The following is a 17,745-nucleotide window of genomic DNA, read 5'->3' as shown; positions in this document are numbered from 1 at the left end:
CCGCAGGCCTCTTTTTATATGAACGTACCCACATTGTCTGGAATGTGGTTTGGGCGGAATTCCCCGCCCTGAATCAACAGGAATCAACATGAGCGAAAGCTTTGCAGAACTTTTTGAAGAAAGCCTAAAGACCCTCAACCTTCAGGCTGGCGCGATCATCACTGCGATCATCGTCGATATCGATTACCAAGCTGGCTGGGTAACCGTTCACGCAGGTCTGAAGTCTGAAGGTCTCATCCCGCTGGAGCAGTTCTACAACGATGCTGGCGAACTGGCCATCAACGTCGGGGATGAAGTTCACGTTGCGCTGGACGCGGTTGAAGATGGCTTCGGTGAAACCAAGCTGTCCCGCGAAAAAGCCAAGCGTGCCGAGTGCTGGATCGTTCTGGAAGCAGCTTTCGCCGCTGAGGAAGTGGTCAAGGGCGTTATCAACGGTAAGGTTAAAGGCGGCTTCACAGTCGACGTTAGCGGCATCCGTGCGTTCCTCCCAGGTTCCTTGGTCGATGTCCGTCCGGTGCGTGATACCACTCACCTGGAAGGCAAAGAGCTCGAATTCAAAGTCATCAAGCTGGACCAGAAGCGCAACAACGTTGTCGTTTCCCGTCGCAGCGTGCTGGAAGCCGAGAACTCCGCAGAGCGCGAAGCCCTGCTGGAATCCCTGCAGGAAGGCCAACAGGTCAAAGGTATCGTCAAGAACCTCACCGACTACGGCGCGTTCGTGGATCTGGGTGGCGTCGATGGTCTGCTGCACATCACCGACATGGCCTGGAAGCGTATCAAGCACCCGTCCGAGATCGTCAACGTTGGCGACGAGATCGATGTCAAGGTACTGAAGTACGATCGCGAGCGTAACCGCGTTTCCCTGGGCCTGAAGCAACTGGGCGAAGACCCATGGGTTGCTATCAAGGCACGTTACCCGCAAGACACCCGCGTCATGGCGCGCGTTACCAACCTGACCGACTACGGCTGCTTCGCAGAGCTGGAAGAAGGCGTGGAAGGCCTGGTACACGTTTCCGAAATGGACTGGACCAACAAGAACATCCACCCGTCGAAAGTCGTTCAGGTTGGCGACGAAGTGGAAGTCATGGTTCTGGACATCGACGAAGAGCGTCGTCGTATCTCCCTGGGTATCAAGCAGTGCAAAACCAACCCATGGGAAGATTTCTCCGGCCAGTTCAACAAGGGTGACAAGATCTCCGGCACCATCAAGTCGATCACCGATTTCGGTATCTTCATTGGTCTGGACGGCGGCATCGACGGCCTGGTTCACCTGTCCGACATCTCCTGGAACGAAGTGGGCGAAGAAGCCGTACGTCGTTTCAAGAAGGGCGACGAGCTGGAAACCGTCATCCTGTCGGTCGACCCAGAGCGCGAGCGCATCTCCCTGGGCATCAAGCAACTGGAAGAAGATCCGTTCTCCGACTACGTTGCAGTCAACGACAAAGGCACTATCGTTCGCGGTACTGTGAAAGAAGTTGACGCCAAGGGCGCTGTAATCACCCTGGCCGACGGCATCGAAGCCACTCTGAAAGCCTCCGAAATCAGCCGTGACCGCGTTGAAGACGCGCGCAACGTTCTGAAAGAAGGCGAAGAAGTCGAAGCCAAGATCATCAGCGTTGACCGCAAGAGCCGCGTAATCAGCCTGTCGATCAAGTCGAAAGACGTCGAAGACGAGAAAGAAGCTATCCAGACCCTGCGCAGCAAGGCTGATAGCACTGAAAGCACCGGCCCGACCACCATTGGTGATCTGATCCGTGCTCAGATGGAAAACCAGAACTAAGTTCGGGTAATCCAGAAAAAGGGCGACTTCGGTCGCCCTTTTTTGTGCCTGCGATTTGTCATGCTGGGCACACATTACCCCAGGCGCCGCGCCCCGCGGCGAATGGCGGCCTTACCCTGTCTCGCAGGCCGCCCACAAAGCTTCGCGCCGGGGCGGCGCTCCTACGGGATCGCGGTGTATTCGCGCTTTTTGTAGGAGCCGCGCCCCGCGGCGAATGGTGGCCGTATCTCGGTCTTGCAGGCCGCCCACAAGCCTTCGCGCCGGGGCGACGCTCCTACGGGATCGCGGTGTCTTCGCGCTTTTTGTAGGAGTCGCGCCCCGCGGCGAATGGTGGCCGTATCTCGGTCTTGCAGGCCGCCCACAAGCCTTCGCGCCGGGGCGACGCTCCTACGGGGTCGCGGGCTCTTCGCGCTTTTGTAGGAGCCGCGCCCCGCGGCGAATGGTGGCCGTATCCCGGTCTCGCAGGCCGCCCACAAAGCTTCGCGCCGGGGCGACGCTCCTACGGGATCGCGGTGTTTTCGCGCTTTTTGTAGGAGCCGCGCCCCGCGGCGAATGGTGGCCGTACCGCGGTCTCATAGGTTGTCATGGTGTGTCCTCATAACCACACAGCATCCCAGTGCGGATAATCGCCTATACGACTTACCAGGCCGGCTCGTAACGGGTTCGCCACGATATAACGCGCTAAGTCTTGTATATCTTCTTCTTGACGCAGGGCGTGGTCATAAAAGCCTCTTTGCCATAAAGGTCGTCCCAAGCGTTTGGCTGACAGAGATTTGATCCTGCCAACCAGTCGCGACAGCGATTCATCCTGGAGCTGCAGAAGCCAGTGCAGGTGGTCGGGCATCACCACATAGCACAAGGTGCTGTGAGAGCCTATCAACTCGTCCCGACGCATAGTCTGAATCAGCATTCTGGCGGTCGCAAAATCGGCGAAGACGGGCTGACGACCCTTGGTGACGGTGGTCACCATGTAGATTTGCCCTGCATTTGACCAGCGACCCTTGCGAAGCCTGTGTGCTGCATATTGCTTATCTGTCATCGGAGTCCGTTCCTTGCAGGATGTTGCCAATCCAGCGTAGTGGTGACACGTGTAAAGATAGAGCTTCGCGACGAGAGCGTCGCTCCTACCTTGAAGCGCACACACTACCCTGTAGGAGCCGCGCCTCGCGGCGAATGGCGGCCATGCAGCGGTATTGCAGGCCGTCCAAAAAGCTTCGCGCCGAGGGCTTCGCTCCTACCTTGCAGCGCACACACACTACCCTGTAGGAGCCGCGCCCCGCGGCGAATGGCGGCCATGCAGCGGTATTGCAGACCGCCCCAAAAGCTTCGCGCCGAGGGCGTCGCTCCTACCTTGCAGCGCACACACTACCCTGTAGGAGCCGCGCCCCGCGGCGAATGGTGGCCATGCAGCGGTATTGCAGGCCGTCCAAAAAGCTTCGCGCCGAGGGCGTCGCTCCTACTCTGCGGCGCACACACTACCCTGTAGGAGGCGCGCCCCGCGGCGAATGGCGGCCATGCCGCAGTATTGTAGGTACGACCAAAAGCTTCGTGCCGAAGCGTTACTCCTTCTGGTGTATCACCTCAGGCTTCCTTGAGTCCGGCTCTGCCATTTCCAGCGGGTACTCGCTTAAACAACTATTTCAGACAATGGCTTACGCGAAGAAAACCACGCCCATGCCATCTGTGCCACAAATTGCAAGCGTGATGTTTTTTAGGCTGTTCAAAAGCTGATCAGCATGCTAAAACCGTTCTATCGAGTGATCTAGCCGCTTGAAATAGAAGGGAAAACCATGACCAAGTCGGAGTTGATCGAGAGGATCGTTACCCATCAAGGGCAGCTTTCCAACAAGGATGTCGAGTTGGCCATCAAAACCATGCTCGAGCAGATGTCGCAGGCGCTAGCCACCGGTGACCGCATCGAAATCCGTGGCTTTGGTAGCTTCTCCCTGCACTACCGCGCCCCTCGCGTCGGTCGGAACCCGAAAACCGGCCAATCCGTTACCCTCGACGGCAAATTTGTGCCGCACTTCAAGCCGGGCAAGGAACTTCGTGACCGGGTTAATGAAGACGAATAAAGCCCAAGTAAAGCGGCTTGATATGCCAAGGATCATCACTTGAACTGCCCGGCTTCTTCAGGGTCAATGTTAACCACGATTGCCGTCGAGTAGTGCGGGAGCTTATATATCCCGCAGTGGTTTGGCGTTGCCGTCCCCTTGTTTGTTCTTGATAGTGGAAGCCTCCCCGCAAATGCCCTCCGGTACCTCCTCTGCTGTATCCGACGAAATTGATCTAGGCGAGCTGCTCCGCACGCTTTACCGCCAAAAGGTAATAATTCTTCTCGTCACTTTTCTGGTGACTGTCGTTGCGGCGGGCTATGCATTTCTGGCGACGCCTTACTATCAGGTTCAAAGCCTGATAAGGCCAGTTAGCCAGGGTACGCTTGATGCCTTGAATAGCACCGGTGTGTATGAGCTCACGCCTGCTGATGCGCTAGGGCGGGTCGCGGGCTCGCTGTCTTCCTATGAGCGCAGGTTGGCTTTCTTTCGTGACAATCAGCCTCTGTTTGCAGGTCTGGTACCAGAGGGGCAGGCATTTGAGCAGGCGTTTGAGCGGTTCAATCAAGATGCGTTCAGCATGTTGCAACCCGACCCTAAGAAGACCAACAACCTGAGCCAGTATGTAGGCATCTCTCTGACTTACGCGGATGGGATGGATGGCGCTGCGGTGGTTAACGGTTTTGTTGAGTACGTTATCGAACATGAGCGGGCACGAATCAAGGATGACCTTGATGTACTTGTGCGCAACCGCTTGGCTAATCTCGACAGCCGAATGGCGGCTGCACGTGCGAGCTATCAAGCCAGTAAGGAGGCCGAGATTGCAGCGTTGATGGAGGCCAACTCACTTAAACGAGCGCAAGTGGCTGATGAGCTCGCGGCGCTGCGCCGAGAGGTTAAGAGTCGTCGCGAAAACCGGATTGAAATGCTGGATGAAGCCATACAGATTGCAGAGTCGCTAGGCATAAGTGGCCCAACTACACCGTCCGCAATGGCGGATCAGCGAGGCTCTGATCAAGTCATCCGCACGGAGATTAATAGCCGAGATATACCGTTGTATTTTATGGGGGCTGCCGCTTTGCGCGCTGAGCGTGAAGTCCTGAGTGAGCGTAAAAACGACGATTTTACCGAGCCACGCATAGCTGAGCTCGAAGCGCAGCTCACGCTGCTTGAGAACAACCGGCAAGTTGATGTGTTACGTCAACGCGCTGATAGTGATGAAGATATCTACCTCAGTACTCTTGCTTCGCTGCGCGAGGAGCGCAGTGCGTTGGAGAGCATCGCCTTTAACCCTGATGGCATGCAGATCGTGCGGGTAGACCGTCTGGCTCAGACGCCTGATGATCCTATAAAGCCCAAGCGAACGTTGATTATTGCAATAGGGTTGGTATTGGGTGGCATGCTGGGCCTAATGACTGCGTTGTTTAGACATGTCCTCCGTGGGCGTGTGGGTTAGTGGCTGTTGCTATTTCGTTTGCGGCGTGAGTATTAAGAGCGCTATGTACCAGTGCTGTGTCGCATGGCTACGATGATTTTTGTAGGAGCCGCGCCCCGCGGCGAATGCCATAGGCAACGCCGAAATAGCTAAATAGCCGCAACCGCCTCGCCCCGAGGCGGGGTAGGGCATGTGCTGCGACTGCTTCGCTCGCGGCTCACAACGCAGTCTCCAGGTTTGGGGTATGGCATTGATGCTTTTCGTGGGAGTCACGCCCTGCGGCGAATACTAAGTGCGCCACTGATGTTGCGTAATGGCTGCAATCTCTGCGTCCCGAGGCGAAGCTTTTTGGCCTTACCGCGGTTTGTAGACCAATAGCTCCTGCAGCATCTCTTCGTGCCCGCCACTCATTGTGCGATGTCTATCGCAAAGATTTTTCCGCCCAATGGCTGGCGTCATTGTCATGTCAAGGCTTGTAATGCTTTTTCTTGGTGGCAGAATGCCCAATTGCCAGCTATCTACATCGCTTTGTGGATGATTATTTCCTATTTTTTCATCTACTTAGCTATGCAGTAATGCCTATTACAGACCTTCACTAAGACGGATCTTGGTCTTGAACGCTATAACGCATACCTTGCAACCACTCCACGATGAAATTGATCTTGTTGAGATCGTCCGTGGGCTGTGGGCTGCCAAATTTCAAATCATTGGCGCAACGCTGTTATGTGGTGGACTGGCATTAGCCTATGCCTTCACCGTGACGCCACAGTACGAGGTAAAGAGCGTCCTGCGTCCAGCCTCTCTCAAAGACCTCGATACGCTGAACAGCACGGGGTTGTATTCGCTTGATCCTGAGACTGCGTTGCGCCGTGTGGGTGCCTCACTTGATTCCTATGACCAGCGTTTAGCCTACTTCCGAGAGAATGCTGAGCTGTTTGAGCCGTTGCGCGCACCAGGCCAAAGCCTGGAGCAGAATTTTGAGCGCTTCAACCAAAACGCGTTCAAGATTCTTCAACCTGACCTGAACAAAACCGATGGACTCAGTGGCTATGTGGGTCTCCAGCTCACGTATCCCGCAGATATTGACGGGGTTGCCATCCTCAATGGCTTTGTTGCGTCTGCCATTAAGGCGGAGCATGACCGGGTTACCAGTGACCTGCAGAGCATCATCCAGAACCGTCTGAGCAAGCTCGACTCGCAGATTGCAGCTTCCCGTGCCAGCTACGAGGCGCAGAAAGAAGCCAAGATCGCCACTTTGCTGGAAGCTGACGCGCTGAAAAAGGCGCAACTCAACGATGAACTGCGTGCATTGCGCCAACAACTCAAGGCACGTAGGGACAATCGCATTGCCCAACTCAGCGAGGCGATCCGTATCGCTGGGGCACTGAATATCCTCAAGCCCACCACGCCGTCTGCATTGGGGGAGGGCGCCCGCGCTGCATCCGGCAGCGTAATTCGCACCGAAGTCAATAACCAGCAGATACCGCTGTACTTCATGGGTACTGAAGCCCTTGAGGCTGAGCGTGAAGCACTTCAGCGCCGCCGTTCTGATGACTTCACCGAGCCACGCATCGCACAAATTGCCAAAGAGTTGCAGTTGCTGGCCCATAACCGCGAAGTCGATGTGTTGAAGCAGCGTGAAAACGAAGACCTGTTCCTCAAAAAGCTCGCGGTATGGCGAGAAGAGGCTGCTCGCTTGCAAGGCCTGCAACTTCAGGTGCTTGACACCAAACTGGTGACTATCGACCAAGTTGCGATCGAACCCTTTGCTCCCGTCAAGCCGCGTAAGGCTTTATTGCTGGTCATCGGTTTGGTTCTTGGCGGTATGCTCGGGGTACTCTTCGTATTGCTGCGTAACCTATTGAAACCGCAGCCTCGTCCGGTTTGAGACATTACCGCACAGCCCTGAAGTGCGTTGTAAGAGGCAGGAGGCGCTTCTTAAACCGCTATGTTCCAGTGCAGCGTTGTACGGTGGCGGTGCTTTCGTGGGAGCCGCGCCCCGCGGCGAATGCTATGTGCTACACCGAGGTATCTGAATGGCAGCAATCGCCCCGCACCGAGGCACGGTTCTCAAGGGAATTCAACGTTCATATATGGTCTGCACAAGGGTGGCAGCAGCCCAGTGGGACATGGTTTGAAACGCTCGAGACTGCGACGTTAATGGACTAATGGAGTGCGACCTATGAGCTACCCCACTATTGTGCATCACGGTGCAGCGGATGGCGTGACGGGTTCCTGCCATCAGCTTGTGATGCAAGCTAGCAACAGTCTGCTGGTGGATTGCGGTTTGTTTCAGGGGGCGGAAACCTCGGCAAGCGGCAAGGCTGGGGCAGAACGGCTGACGATCGATTTTTCCATCGAAGGCATCAAAGCACTGATTGCCACCCATGTGCATATCGACCACGTGGGGCGCATCCCTTACCTCCTTGCGGCAGGCTTCAAAGGTCCGATCCTATGCAGCGAGCCCTCTGCCAAGCTGCTGCCAATCGTCTTGGAAGATGCCTTCAAGCTAGGCTTCAGTCGCGACCAAAAGCAGGTTGAACGCTACTTAAAGCTGATTGAGCAACGCATCATCGCGCTGCCTTACAAAATCTGGTTCACCCTGCAGGACGACGAGCAGTTGTGTTGTCGCATTCGCTTGCAACGCGCTGGGCACATCCTCGGTTCAGCCTATGTCGAGATAGATCTCAACTACCGCCAGACGGGCGAGCAAAAACGCATTGTCTTTTCCGGCGACCTGGGTGCTCCTCATGCGCCGCTGTTACCCGCACCCAAGCCGCCTCAGCGTGCTGACATCCTGGTGCTCGAAAGCACCTACGGCGACCGCCTACATGAAGACCGTCGCACCCGCCGCCAGCGCCTGGAGCAGGTGCTAGAGCATGCCCTGTCAGATCAAGGCACGGTGCTGATTCCCGCTTTTAGTATTGGCCGTACCCAAGAGCTGCTCTACGAGCTTGAGGATATTCTTCATCGCAAACAGCAAGCGCCGGACAAGTCGAAAGCTAAAGGGCAGGGCAGTGCGCTTGACTGGACCAAGCTACCGATCATCCTCGATTCCCCCCTGGCCAGCAGATTTACCCAGGTGTACCGCGAACTAAAACCGTTTTGGGATGACGAAGCCCTACAGCGCGTCAGGCAAGGACGCAAACCTCTGGGCTTTGAGCAATTACTTACCGTCGACAGCCATCGCGCCCATCTGGCCATGGTCAAGCGCCTGACGCAAACCTCTCAGCCCGCCATCGTGATCGCTGGGAACGGTATGTGCTCCAGCGGTCGGATCGTCAATTACCTCAAAGCCATGCTGGGCAATATTCGGCACAATGTATTGTTTGTCGGTTACCAGGCCCAAGGCACGCCCGGCAACGCAATTCAGCTACACGGTCCACGGGGCGGTTATGTGGATTTAGACCACGAGCGTTATAAAATTGCCGCGAAAATCGACACCATAGGTGGCTATTCAGCCCATGCGGATCAGCAAGGCCTGCTGAGCTTTGTAACAGGCATGCGCCGCTGGCCCGAACAAATACGGATCGTTCATGGTGATGCCAGTGCCAAGCGAGAGCTTGGTGAGCGACTCAAGGTGCTTTACAAGATGGCTAAACGTGGCTTGGATCTACGAATACCTAGCGCCCACCAGTGAGGCTATTAAATTTTTCTCAATTTAAACCTGCACACCACGACCAAACATAATTTTGTAATAAATAAAACTAACTTTTTGGATACTTCCGATGCTTAATTTGCAAGACATCAAACTCGCCATCATAGGTCTTGGCTATGTCGGCCTGCCTCTTGCTGCGGAATTCGGTAAGCATCGCTCCGTGGTTGGGTTCGACATCAACCTGCAGCGTATCGCTGCCCTCAAGGCCGGCCATGACGCCACCCTTGAAGTCAGCGATGAAGAGTTGACGCATTCCGTCCACCTCTGTTATAGCGCCGACATTGACGACCTGAAAACTTGCAATACATACATCGTCACCGTGCCGACTCCCATTGATGCGCACAAGAAGCCCGATCTGACCCCCCTGATCAAAGCCTCTCAAACCATTGGCAAAGTCCTAAAGAGAGGCGACATCGTCATTTACGAGTCGACTGTCTATCCCGGTGCCACGGAGGAAGACTGTGTGCCAGTGCTGGAGCAGGTTTCTGGCCTCAAGTTCAATGTGGATTTTTTTGCCGGCTACAGCCCCGAGCGTATCAACCCGGGGGACAAAGAGCACCGCGTTACTACCATCAAGAAAGTCACCTCCGGCTCTACACCGGAAGTCGCCGAACTGGTTGATGCCCTTTACCGGCAGATCATCACGGCAGGGACGCACAAGGCCAGCAGCATCAAAGTCGCGGAAGCGGCCAAGGTCATCGAGAATACCCAGCGTGACCTGAATATCGCCCTGATCAACGAATTGGCCCTGATCTTCAACAAGATGGGCATCGACACCGAAGCGGTACTTAAGGCAGCGGGCACCAAGTGGAACTTCCTGCCATTCCGTCCAGGGCTGGTAGGCGGTCACTGCATTGGCGTCGATCCATACTACTTGACTCACAAGGCGGAAAGCATCGGCTACCACCCGGAAATCATCCTGGCAGGCCGCCGCCTCAACGACAGCATGGGTGCCTATGTGGTGTCGCAACTGATCAAGGGCATGCTTAAGCGCCGCATCCATGTCGATGGCGCACGGGTGCTGGTGATGGGCCTGGCCTTCAAGGAAAACTGTCCGGACCTGCGCAACACCAAGGTGGTGGATATTGTCCGTGAGTTGGCGGATTACAACATCGAGGTCGATGTCTACGATCCGTGGGTCAGCGTCGAAGAAGCGCAGCACGAGTACGCTATTACCCCTATTACCGAACCAGCGGTCAATACTTACGACGGTATTATCCTGGCTGTAGCCCACAACGAATTCCGCGCCTTGGGCGCAGAAAATATTCGTAAGCACGGCAAGGCCGAACATGTGCTGTATGACCTCAAGTACCTGCTGAGCGCTGCAGAGTCCGACCTCCGCCTGTAAAAAAACGTGGCAAGCGTGACCCGCAACGACATGCTTATAAAACCCGGCACAGGGCGGTGATCGACTTACTTGACGAAAGCAGCGATCACACTGGCCCCCCTCACACATAGAATTGAGCACATGACGCCCTACGACTCTTTGTTGGCAGAACTACCCATCACCCCGAAAACCTGGCTCATTACCGGCGTAGCCGGCTTCATCGGCTCCAACCTGTTGGAGGCCCTGCTTAAGCTCGGTCAGCGTGTAGTTGGGTTGGATAACTTCGCCACTGGTCATCAGCGTAATCTCGACGAAGTTCAAACCCTCGTCACTGCCGAACAATGGCAGCGCTTCCAATTTATCGAAGGCGACATCCGCAACCTGCAAGCCTGCCAAAAAGCCTGCGAGGGCGTTGATTACGTCCTCCATCAGGCGGCCCTGGGCTCCGTCCCTCGCTCTATCGCTGATCCGATCACCACCAACGACACCAATATCAGCGGCTTTCTCAACATGCTTGTCGCCGCCCGCGATGCAGAGGTGAAAAGCTTCACTTACGCCGCTTCAAGCTCCACCTACGGTGATCACCCCGGCCTACCCAAAGTAGAAGACGTCATCGGCAAACCGCTATCGCCGTATGCCGTCACCAAGTACGTCAACGAACTCTATGCAGATGTCTTCGCCAAAACCTACGGTTTCAAAACCATCGGCTTGCGCTACTTCAACGTATTCGGTAAACGTCAGGATCCAGATGGTGCCTATGCCGCGGTCATCCCCAAGTGGACCGCTGCCATGATCAACGGCGAGGACGTGTTCATTAATGGCGACGGCGAAACCAGCCGCGATTTCTGCTTTATCGAAAACACCGTGCAGGCCAATTTATTGGCAGCGACCAGCGGCAGCCAGGCGGCGCGCAATCAGGTGTACAACGTGGCAGTAGGTGGGCGCACCGATCTCAATCAACTGTTTGCTGCGATCAAACAAAGCCTGGCCAATAACGGTGTGAGTTACGCCAAGCCCCCGGTATATCGCGAGTTCCGCGCCGGCGATGTGCGCCACTCACAGGCTGATGTCGGCAAGGCCGAGCGCTTGCTAGGCTATGCCTCGAAGTTCGATATACAGGCTGGCATCGAAAGGGCAATGCCTTGGTACATCAGCTTCTTGAAATAGGCTTGTAATCATTCATGAAAATCCTCATCACCGGCGGTGCCGGATTTATCGGCTCTGCAGTCGTGCGCCACATCATTGCTAACACCGGCGATCAGGTCGTTAACCTCGACAAGCTAACCTACGCTGGCAATCTTGAGTCGCTGGAGGTGGTCAGCGACTGCCCGCGCTACGCGTTCGAACAGGTCGATATATGCGACCGTGCCGAATTAGACCGCGTGTTCCGTGAGCACCAGCCGGATGCCATCATGCACCTGGCCGCAGAGTCCCATGTCGATCGCTCCATTGACGGTCCAGCCGAGTTCATAACCACCAATATCGTCGGTACCTACACCCTGCTTGAGGCCGCTCGCCAGTACTGGCATGGACTGGATGAGCAAGGCAAGGCAGCCTTCCGTTTCCACCACATCTCCACCGACGAGGTGTATGGCGACCTGGAAGGGCCGCAAGATATCTTCACCGAAACCACATCCTATGCGCCCAGCTCGCCTTATTCGGCGAGCAAGGCCAGCTCCGACCACTTGGTGCGTGCTTGGCACCGCACTTACGGGCTGCCGACGCTGATTACCAACTGTTCGAACAATTACGGCCCGTACCACTTCCCGGAAAAACTCATCCCGTTAGTCATCCTCAACGCACTGGATGGCAAATCGCTACCGATCTACGGCAAAGGTGATCAGATACGCGACTGGCTATACGTCGAAGACCACGCCCGCGCGCTTTACAAAGTCGTCACCGCAGGCCAAATCGGCGAGACCTACAATATTGGTGGTCATAACGAAAAACAAAATATCGACGTAGTGCGCAGCATCTGCGAGCTTCTCGACGAACTCCGACCTATGCGATCACCTGTAGGAGCGGGCTTGCTCGCGATCAATCCTACAATTAGCCGCGGGCCTCAACAGGTAACTCATTCCTACAAGAACCTCATCACCCACGTCCAAGACCGCCCCGGCCACGATCTGCGCTACGCCATCGACGCCAGCAAGATTCAAAAGGAACTCGGTTGGACCCCAGCAGAAACCTTTGAGTCCGGCCTTCGCAAAACCGTCGTTTGGTATCTAGAAAACCTCGAATGGTGCAGCCATGTACAAGACGGTAGCTATCAGCGCGAACGTCTTGGCACCGCAGAACAAGGACGTACCCGCATATGAAAGGCATTCTCCTCGCCGGCGGTTCCGGCACTCGGCTATACCCGATCACCAAAGGCGTATCCAAGCAACTGCTGCCCATTTACGACAAGCCGATGATCTACTATCCCTTGTCCGTACTTATGTTGGCCGGTATCCGCGACATACTGCTGATCAGTACCCCGGAAGACATAAGCGGTTATAAGCGCCTGCTGGGTGATGGCTCTGATTTCGGGATAACCCTCAGTTATGCCGAACAGCCCAGCCCAGACGGCCTGGCTCAGGCCTTTATTATTGGCGAAGATTTTATTGGCACTGACTCGGTTTGTTTAGTGTTGGGCGATAACATCTTTTACGGTCAAGGCTTCAGCCCTATGCTCAAGGCGGCCGTTAACCGTGGCAAAGGCGCTACCATATTCGGCTACCAGGTCAAAGATCCGGAGCGCTTCGGTGTGGTTGAGTTTGATGAGAACAAGCGGGCTATATCCATTGAAGAAAAGCCGCTAAAGCCTAAATCCCACTATGCCGTTACGGGCCTGTATTTTTACGACAACGACGTGGTGCAGATCGCCAGACAAGTCAAGCCCTCCCGCCGAGGCGAGTTGGAAATTACCTGCATCAACCAGGCCTATATGGAGCGCGGCGACCTCAACGTCGAGTTGCTCGGCCGCGGCTTTGCTTGGCTGGATACAGGCACTCATGAAAGCCTGCTGGAAGCCGGGCACTTCGTCGAGACTATAGAGAAGCGCCAAGGTTATAAGATCGCTTGCCTTGAAGAGATTGCTTTTAACAATGGCTGGCTAAACCGCGAGGATCTCCAACGCATAGGCCAATCCTTAAGCAAGAACAGCTATGGTCAATATTTGCTTCATTTGGCAGAGGGTAAATTATGAATCTTGTGCAATGGGTCAGTTTTCCTGCACTGGGCGATGAACGTGGTTCGTTAGTAGCGCTAGAAGGTAATAAATCCATACCTTTCGACATCAAGCGGGTCTACTACCTTTTCGGCACTCAGCCCCGTGTAGCGCGTGGTTTTCATGCTCACAAGGCTCTAAGGCAGGTGGCGGTATGCGTCACCGGTAAATGTAAAATGCTGTTGGATAATGGCACTGAAAAAGCAGAAGTCTGGTTGGATTCACCCACTCAAGGATTGATCATTGAGGGGATGGTTTGGCGGGAGATGCGCGACTTTAGTCCGGATTGTGTGCTGCTTGTTTTGGCGAGTGAGCATTATGATGAGTCGGATTATATTCGCGATTATGAAAGTTTCATCAAGGCAGCGGCAGAATGAGCACTATCCATGAGCTGGCTGATGTCGCACCTTGTCAAATAGGTGAAGGTACACGAGTATGGCAGTTTGTCGTAATTCTTGAAGGGGCGAGTATAGGAAAAAACAGCAACATTTGCGCCCACACTTTGATAGAAGGCGATGTTGTCATCGGTGATGACGTCACCATAAAATCTGGTGTTCAAGTATGGAATGGTACGCGTATTGAGAGTAACGTTTTTATTGGCCCGAATGCAACGTTCACTAATGACCCTTATCCTCGCTCAAAAGAATACCCGCAGGAGTTTTCCGGCATTACTATCAAACATCATGCGAGTATTGGTGCCAATGCCACGCTACTGCCCGGTATAACTATCGGCGAATACGCAATGATCGGTGCAGGCGCTGTTGTGACTGAAAATGTTCCAGCGAAAGCTGTTGTGGTAGGTAACCCAGCCAAAATTATCAGGTATATAGATCAATGATTCCTTTTCTCGATCTAAAATCAATCAACGCTCAATACCGAGAAGAGTTGATCAGCGCCGCCGCCCGTGTCATCGATTCCGGATGGTATATCCAGGGGCAGGAACTCAAAGCCTTTGAGCAGGAGTTTGCAGATTACTGTGGGGCTAAGCACTGCATTGGCGTTGCCAATGGTTTGGATGCCCTCACGCTGACGCTACGGGCCTGGAAAGAGCTGGGCAAGCTGCACGAAGGCGACGAGGTAATAGTTCCGGCTAACACTTATATTGCCAGCATACTGGCTATTACCGAAAATCGCTTTAAGCCGGTGCTAGTAGAACCAGACTCAGCAACTTACAATCTCTGCCCCGTAAAAACTGCCGCCGCCATTACGAGCAAAACTAAAGCCATTGTGGCGGTGCATCTTTATGGCCAGTTGGCGCCGATGGACGAAATTATGGCGTTGGCCGATCAGCACCAATTGCTGGTATTGGAAGACTCGGCTCAGGCACACGGTGCTGAAAGCAACGGTAAAAAAGCGGGCAACTGGGGCCATGCATCTGGTTTCAGTTTTTATCCAGGTAAGAATCTAGGCGCGCTGGGCGATGCTGGTGCTGTCACTACAAATGATGACGAACTGGCACAAACCATCCGCGCATTGGGCAACTACGGCAGCCATAAAAAATACGAGAATCTGTACCAGGGAGTGAACAGCCGCCTCGATGAAATGCAGGCTGCCATGCTGCGGATAAAACTTAAGCATCTGGACTCCGAAACTCAGCGCCGCAGAGAAATAGCAAAGGCTTACGCTCAGGGCATAAGCAATCCTAAACTCATGCAGCCCATTAGTTTTAACTCTGTGTCGCAATCCCTTTCGCAGCATGTATTTCATCTGTATGTAGTCCGCTCAACTGCACGGGCAGCGCTGCAAGCGCATCTTACAGCTGCGGGTGTGCAAACATTGATTCACTACCCAATTCCTCCGCATCTGCAACAAGCATACGCAAGCTGGAACCCACATGTTCTCCCTTTAACGGAGTCGATGCATCAAGAGGTGCTCAGTCTTCCAATTAGCCCCTTGATGAGTAGGGATGATGTGCAGCAAGTGATTGCTGGTTGTAATTCTTTTCAGGTTGGTTAAGCAATGACGCTTATTAAAACTAGCTTGCTAAACGGAATTGCAGTATTTATTAAGATGTTGACTTTGCTTGGGATTAATAAAGTACTTGCGGTATATGTTGGTCCTATAGGCTATGCGGCATTAGGTCAGTTCCAAAGTTCTGTGCAAATGATAACGAGTTTTGCAAGTGGGGCTATAAATACAGGTGTAACAAAATATACTGCTGAATACCATAAAGATGAAGCTAAACAGCATGCAGTTTGGCGAACTGCGGGCACAATTGCTCTTATAGGTTCGCTGTCGACAGCTATGCTGGTAATTATCCTTAATCGTACTCTTGCTGATTGGTTCTTAAAAGATGAGAAGTTGGGAAGTGTGTTTGTCTGGTTTGCTAGTACGCTAGTTTTTTTTGTATTTAATACATTGTTGTTGGCGATTCTCAACGGAAAAAAAGAGATCCGTAAATATGTAACAGCCAATATTTCCGGAAGCATCTTTGCTTTGATTGTTACTAGCTTTATGGCTGGTAATTTTGGGTTGTATGGGGCTTTAGTTGCTTTGGCAATTTATCAGTCGCTTACCTTTATTATTACGTCTTTCTTAATTTATAAAACGCCTTGGTTTAAATTTAAGTACCTAGTAGGAAGAATTGAAAAAAAAGAGGCGAAGAATTTAGCTAAGTTCACTGCTATGGCTTTGACGTCCGCTATTTGTATACCGGTAAGTCATATTTTTATTAGAAATCATTTGGGGCAGACACTAGGTTGGGAAGTTGCTGGATACTGGGAGGCTGTTTGGAGACTGAGCCTGGCTTATTTAATGGTAGTGACTACCACGCTGAGTGTTTACTATTTACCTCGTCTTTCTGAATTAAAGCGTGAAGAAGTTTGGCCCGAAATGATATATGGGTATAAGATAATACTTCCATTTGCAGTTATAAGTTCATTGGCTGTATATTTTTTAAGGGACTATCTGATAGAATTTTTATTCTCGGATCATTTCTATGCCGCGAGAGATCTATTCGCCTGGCAAATGGTAGGGAATTGTTTGAAGGTTGGGAGTTTGATTATGTCTTATTATATTTTAAGTCGAGCCTCAGCTACCATTTTTATTATTCTAGAAGTCCTGTATTCATCATTTTTCGTTATCTTTACTTTTTTATTTGTAGAGTATTGGGGGTTTGAAGGTGTCGCAGTAGCCTATGCCGCAAGCTATGCTTTGTACTGGTTGTTTGTGACTGTATGTATTAGTAAGTTATAAGATTATAAATTCTGTGAGGTGACATGAAGATTTTGTTTTTGGGAGACTTTAGTTCGTTATATCAGAACTTGAAAGAGGGGCTTCAGGAGTTAGGCCATGACCCTGTTATTGCATCGTATGGGGATGGCTGGAAAAAAATTCCCACGGATATATATCTCGGTGGCGGTGGGAGTGGGTGGATTGAAAAAATAAAAAGAAAAACTGGCCCATACGTTCACTACAAGAAGCTTACAGGTTTCGATGTTGTGCAATATATTAATGCATTCTATTTTTATCATCCACTAATGCCGAATAAACTATTATTAGACAGGCTAATCAAGAATAATCGTAAGTTTTACTTGTCTGCTGCGGGGAGCGATGCTTTCTACTGGCGTTATGGTCCAGAGTACTTAGCCTATTCTCCTCTTGACGATTATTTAAAATATGACTTGAAAAAGAAAAGCACTTATTTGTCTAGCAGAAGTAGTTTGGATTTTAATTCCTGGCTTGTTAGTCGAGTTGATGGAGTGGTCCCTATCATGTATGACTACGAGATTTCGTATAAAGGTGTAAAGAGCTTAAAAAAGGTAATACCTATACCAATGAATTTAAAAAAAATAAGGTATAAGGAAAATGTTGTAGGCAACAAGCTGGTCGTTTTCCATGGTCTGAGTCGTTATGGTTTTAAAGGTACTCGGCATGTTGAGGAAGCTTTCAGCTACTTAAAGCATAAATATCCAAATGACTTGGAATTAATTATTGCAGGTGGTATGCCGATTAACCAATATCTATCGCTTATGGAAAGGGTTAATGTCGTTATTGATCAGGTTAATAGTTACTCATTAGGCGTTAATGGGATTTATGCTTTAGCAATGGGGAAAGTGGTTCTGGGCGGAGCTGAGCCTGAGAGTTTATCTTCTTTAAATGTAGTTTCGTCGCCTGTAATTAATTTAAAACCAGACTCAAGTAGCATAATTGCTTCCATTGAATATTTGCTTGAAAATCGCAATCTGGTAAGCGAGATTTCATATTCAAGTAGATTGTTTGCAGAGACTCACCATGACTATATTAAGGTCGCACAGAAATATCTTGAGTGCTGGAGGTGATTT

The 17,745-nt window shown here is 52.3% G+C and carries 15 protein-coding genes; 14 read left to right on the top strand and 1 reads right to left on the bottom strand.

Annotated elements, in window-relative coordinates:
* The first annotated feature begins 88 nt into the window (after nt 1-88).
* Entirely contained in the window at nt 89-1,780 is a 1,692-nt protein-coding gene (gene rpsA / locus BMW49_RS08695; RefSeq protein ID WP_069518184.1) for a 30S ribosomal protein S1, read from the top strand.
* A 595-nt stretch (nt 1,781-2,375) separates the two neighbouring features.
* Here the strand turns inward: rpsA and BMW49_RS08690 are convergent.
* Nucleotides 2,376-2,819, bottom strand: a complete 444-nt coding sequence (locus BMW49_RS08690; protein ID WP_069518182.1) for an REP-associated tyrosine transposase — start codon at nt 2,817-2,819, stop codon at nt 2,376-2,378.
* Between the two features lie 751 nt (nt 2,820-3,570).
* On the opposite strand from BMW49_RS08690, the gene ihfB reads away from it, so the two are divergent.
* From ihfB to BMW49_RS08625, 13 genes are all read left to right on the top strand, one after another.
* Nucleotides 3,571-3,855 (top strand): integration host factor subunit beta, encoded by a 285-nt coding sequence (gene ihfB, locus BMW49_RS08685; protein WP_069518180.1) that lies wholly within the window; start codon nt 3,571-3,573, stop codon nt 3,853-3,855.
* Nucleotides 3,856-4,027: 172 nt separating this feature from the next.
* Nucleotides 4,028-5,290 (top strand): Wzz/FepE/Etk N-terminal domain-containing protein, encoded by a 1,263-nt coding sequence (locus BMW49_RS08680; protein ID WP_069518178.1) that lies wholly within the window; start codon nt 4,028-4,030, stop codon nt 5,288-5,290.
* A gap of 592 nt (nt 5,291-5,882) precedes the next feature.
* Nucleotides 5,883-7,157, top strand: coding sequence for a Wzz/FepE/Etk N-terminal domain-containing protein (locus BMW49_RS08675; protein ID WP_083251706.1), 1,275 nt, complete (start codon nt 5,883-5,885; stop codon nt 7,155-7,157).
* A gap of 294 nt (nt 7,158-7,451) precedes the next feature.
* Nucleotides 7,452-8,909: an MBL fold metallo-hydrolase RNA specificity domain-containing protein gene (locus tag BMW49_RS08670; RefSeq protein ID WP_069518176.1), complete on the top strand. Its 1,458-nt coding sequence runs from the start codon at nt 7,452-7,454 to the stop codon at nt 8,907-8,909.
* Nucleotides 8,910-8,997: 88 nt separating this feature from the next.
* Nucleotides 8,998-10,275, top strand: a complete 1,278-nt coding sequence (gene tviB, locus BMW49_RS08665) for a Vi polysaccharide biosynthesis UDP-N-acetylglucosamine C-6 dehydrogenase TviB (RefSeq protein ID WP_069518174.1) — start codon at nt 8,998-9,000, stop codon at nt 10,273-10,275.
* 120 nt (nt 10,276-10,395) lie between these two features.
* A complete protein-coding gene (locus BMW49_RS08660) occupies nt 10,396-11,421 on the top strand; it encodes an NAD-dependent epimerase/dehydratase family protein (RefSeq protein ID WP_069518172.1) in 1,026 nt (341 codons plus the stop codon).
* A 14-nt stretch (nt 11,422-11,435) separates the two neighbouring features.
* On the top strand, nt 11,436-12,572 hold the full coding sequence (gene rfbB / locus BMW49_RS08655) for a dTDP-glucose 4,6-dehydratase (protein WP_069518170.1): 1,137 nt from the start codon (nt 11,436-11,438) through the stop codon (nt 12,570-12,572).
* Nucleotides 12,569-13,441 (top strand): glucose-1-phosphate thymidylyltransferase RfbA, encoded by an 873-nt coding sequence (gene rfbA, locus BMW49_RS08650; protein WP_069518168.1) that lies wholly within the window; start codon nt 12,569-12,571, stop codon nt 13,439-13,441. The genes rfbB and rfbA overlap by 4 nt, the downstream gene beginning before the upstream one ends.
* Nucleotides 13,438-13,839, top strand: coding sequence for a sugar 3,4-ketoisomerase (locus BMW49_RS08645; protein WP_069518166.1), 402 nt, complete (start codon nt 13,438-13,440; stop codon nt 13,837-13,839). The genes rfbA and BMW49_RS08645 overlap by 4 nt, the downstream gene beginning before the upstream one ends.
* Nucleotides 13,836-14,300 carry an acyltransferase gene (locus BMW49_RS08640; RefSeq protein ID WP_083251705.1) on the top strand — a complete coding sequence of 155 codons (465 nt, stop codon included), beginning with the start codon at nt 13,836-13,838 and terminating at the stop codon, nt 14,298-14,300. The genes BMW49_RS08645 and BMW49_RS08640 overlap by 4 nt, the downstream gene beginning before the upstream one ends.
* On the top strand, nt 14,297-15,418 hold the full coding sequence (locus tag BMW49_RS08635; protein ID WP_069518164.1) for a DegT/DnrJ/EryC1/StrS family aminotransferase: 1,122 nt from the start codon (nt 14,297-14,299) through the stop codon (nt 15,416-15,418). Before BMW49_RS08640 ends, BMW49_RS08635 begins: the two co-directional genes overlap by 4 nt.
* 3 nt (nt 15,419-15,421) lie before the next feature.
* Nucleotides 15,422-16,657, top strand: a complete 1,236-nt coding sequence (locus BMW49_RS08630) for an O-antigen translocase (protein ID WP_069518162.1) — start codon at nt 15,422-15,424, stop codon at nt 16,655-16,657.
* Between the two features lie 23 nt (nt 16,658-16,680).
* Nucleotides 16,681-17,742 carry a glycosyltransferase family protein gene (locus tag BMW49_RS08625; protein WP_069518160.1) on the top strand — a complete coding sequence of 354 codons (1,062 nt, stop codon included), beginning with the start codon at nt 16,681-16,683 and terminating at the stop codon, nt 17,740-17,742.
* Nucleotides 17,743-17,745 lie beyond the last annotated feature (3 nt).

The organism is Pseudomonas cuatrocienegasensis, from assembly GCF_900110925.1.
Lineage (GTDB): Bacteria > Pseudomonadota > Gammaproteobacteria > Pseudomonadales > Pseudomonadaceae > Aquipseudomonas > Aquipseudomonas cuatrocienegasensis.
This window is presented reverse-complemented; position numbering and strand designations above follow the sequence as displayed.

What these genes read in the sequence shown, in the direction of transcription:
- BMW49_RS08625 (WP_069518160.1), top strand. Translation starts at nt 16,681, where the DNA reads ATGAAGATTTTGTTTTTGGGAGACTTTAGTTCGTTATATCAGAACTTG.
- ihfB (WP_069518180.1), top strand. Translation starts at nt 3,571, where the DNA reads ATGACCAAGTCGGAGTTGATCGAGAGGATCGTTACCCATCAAGGGCAG.
- BMW49_RS08690 (WP_069518182.1), bottom strand. Translation starts at nt 2,819, where the DNA reads ATGACAGATAAGCAATATGCAGCACACAGGCTTCGCAAGGGTCGCTGG.
- rfbA (WP_069518168.1), top strand. Translation starts at nt 12,569, where the DNA reads ATGAAAGGCATTCTCCTCGCCGGCGGTTCCGGCACTCGGCTATACCCG.
- rpsA (WP_069518184.1), top strand. Translation starts at nt 89, where the DNA reads ATGAGCGAAAGCTTTGCAGAACTTTTTGAAGAAAGCCTAAAGACCCTC.
- BMW49_RS08670 (WP_069518176.1), top strand. Translation starts at nt 7,452, where the DNA reads ATGAGCTACCCCACTATTGTGCATCACGGTGCAGCGGATGGCGTGACG.
- BMW49_RS08630 (WP_069518162.1), top strand. Translation starts at nt 15,422, where the DNA reads ATGACGCTTATTAAAACTAGCTTGCTAAACGGAATTGCAGTATTTATT.
- BMW49_RS08660 (WP_069518172.1), top strand. Translation starts at nt 10,396, where the DNA reads ATGACGCCCTACGACTCTTTGTTGGCAGAACTACCCATCACCCCGAAA.
- BMW49_RS08645 (WP_069518166.1), top strand. Translation starts at nt 13,438, where the DNA reads ATGAATCTTGTGCAATGGGTCAGTTTTCCTGCACTGGGCGATGAACGT.
- BMW49_RS08680 (WP_069518178.1), top strand. Translation starts at nt 4,028, where the DNA reads ATGCCCTCCGGTACCTCCTCTGCTGTATCCGACGAAATTGATCTAGGC.
- tviB (WP_069518174.1), top strand. Translation starts at nt 8,998, where the DNA reads ATGCTTAATTTGCAAGACATCAAACTCGCCATCATAGGTCTTGGCTAT.
- rfbB (WP_069518170.1), top strand. Translation starts at nt 11,436, where the DNA reads ATGAAAATCCTCATCACCGGCGGTGCCGGATTTATCGGCTCTGCAGTC.
- BMW49_RS08635 (WP_069518164.1), top strand. Translation starts at nt 14,297, where the DNA reads ATGATTCCTTTTCTCGATCTAAAATCAATCAACGCTCAATACCGAGAA.
- BMW49_RS08640 (WP_083251705.1), top strand. Translation starts at nt 13,836, where the DNA reads ATGAGCACTATCCATGAGCTGGCTGATGTCGCACCTTGTCAAATAGGT.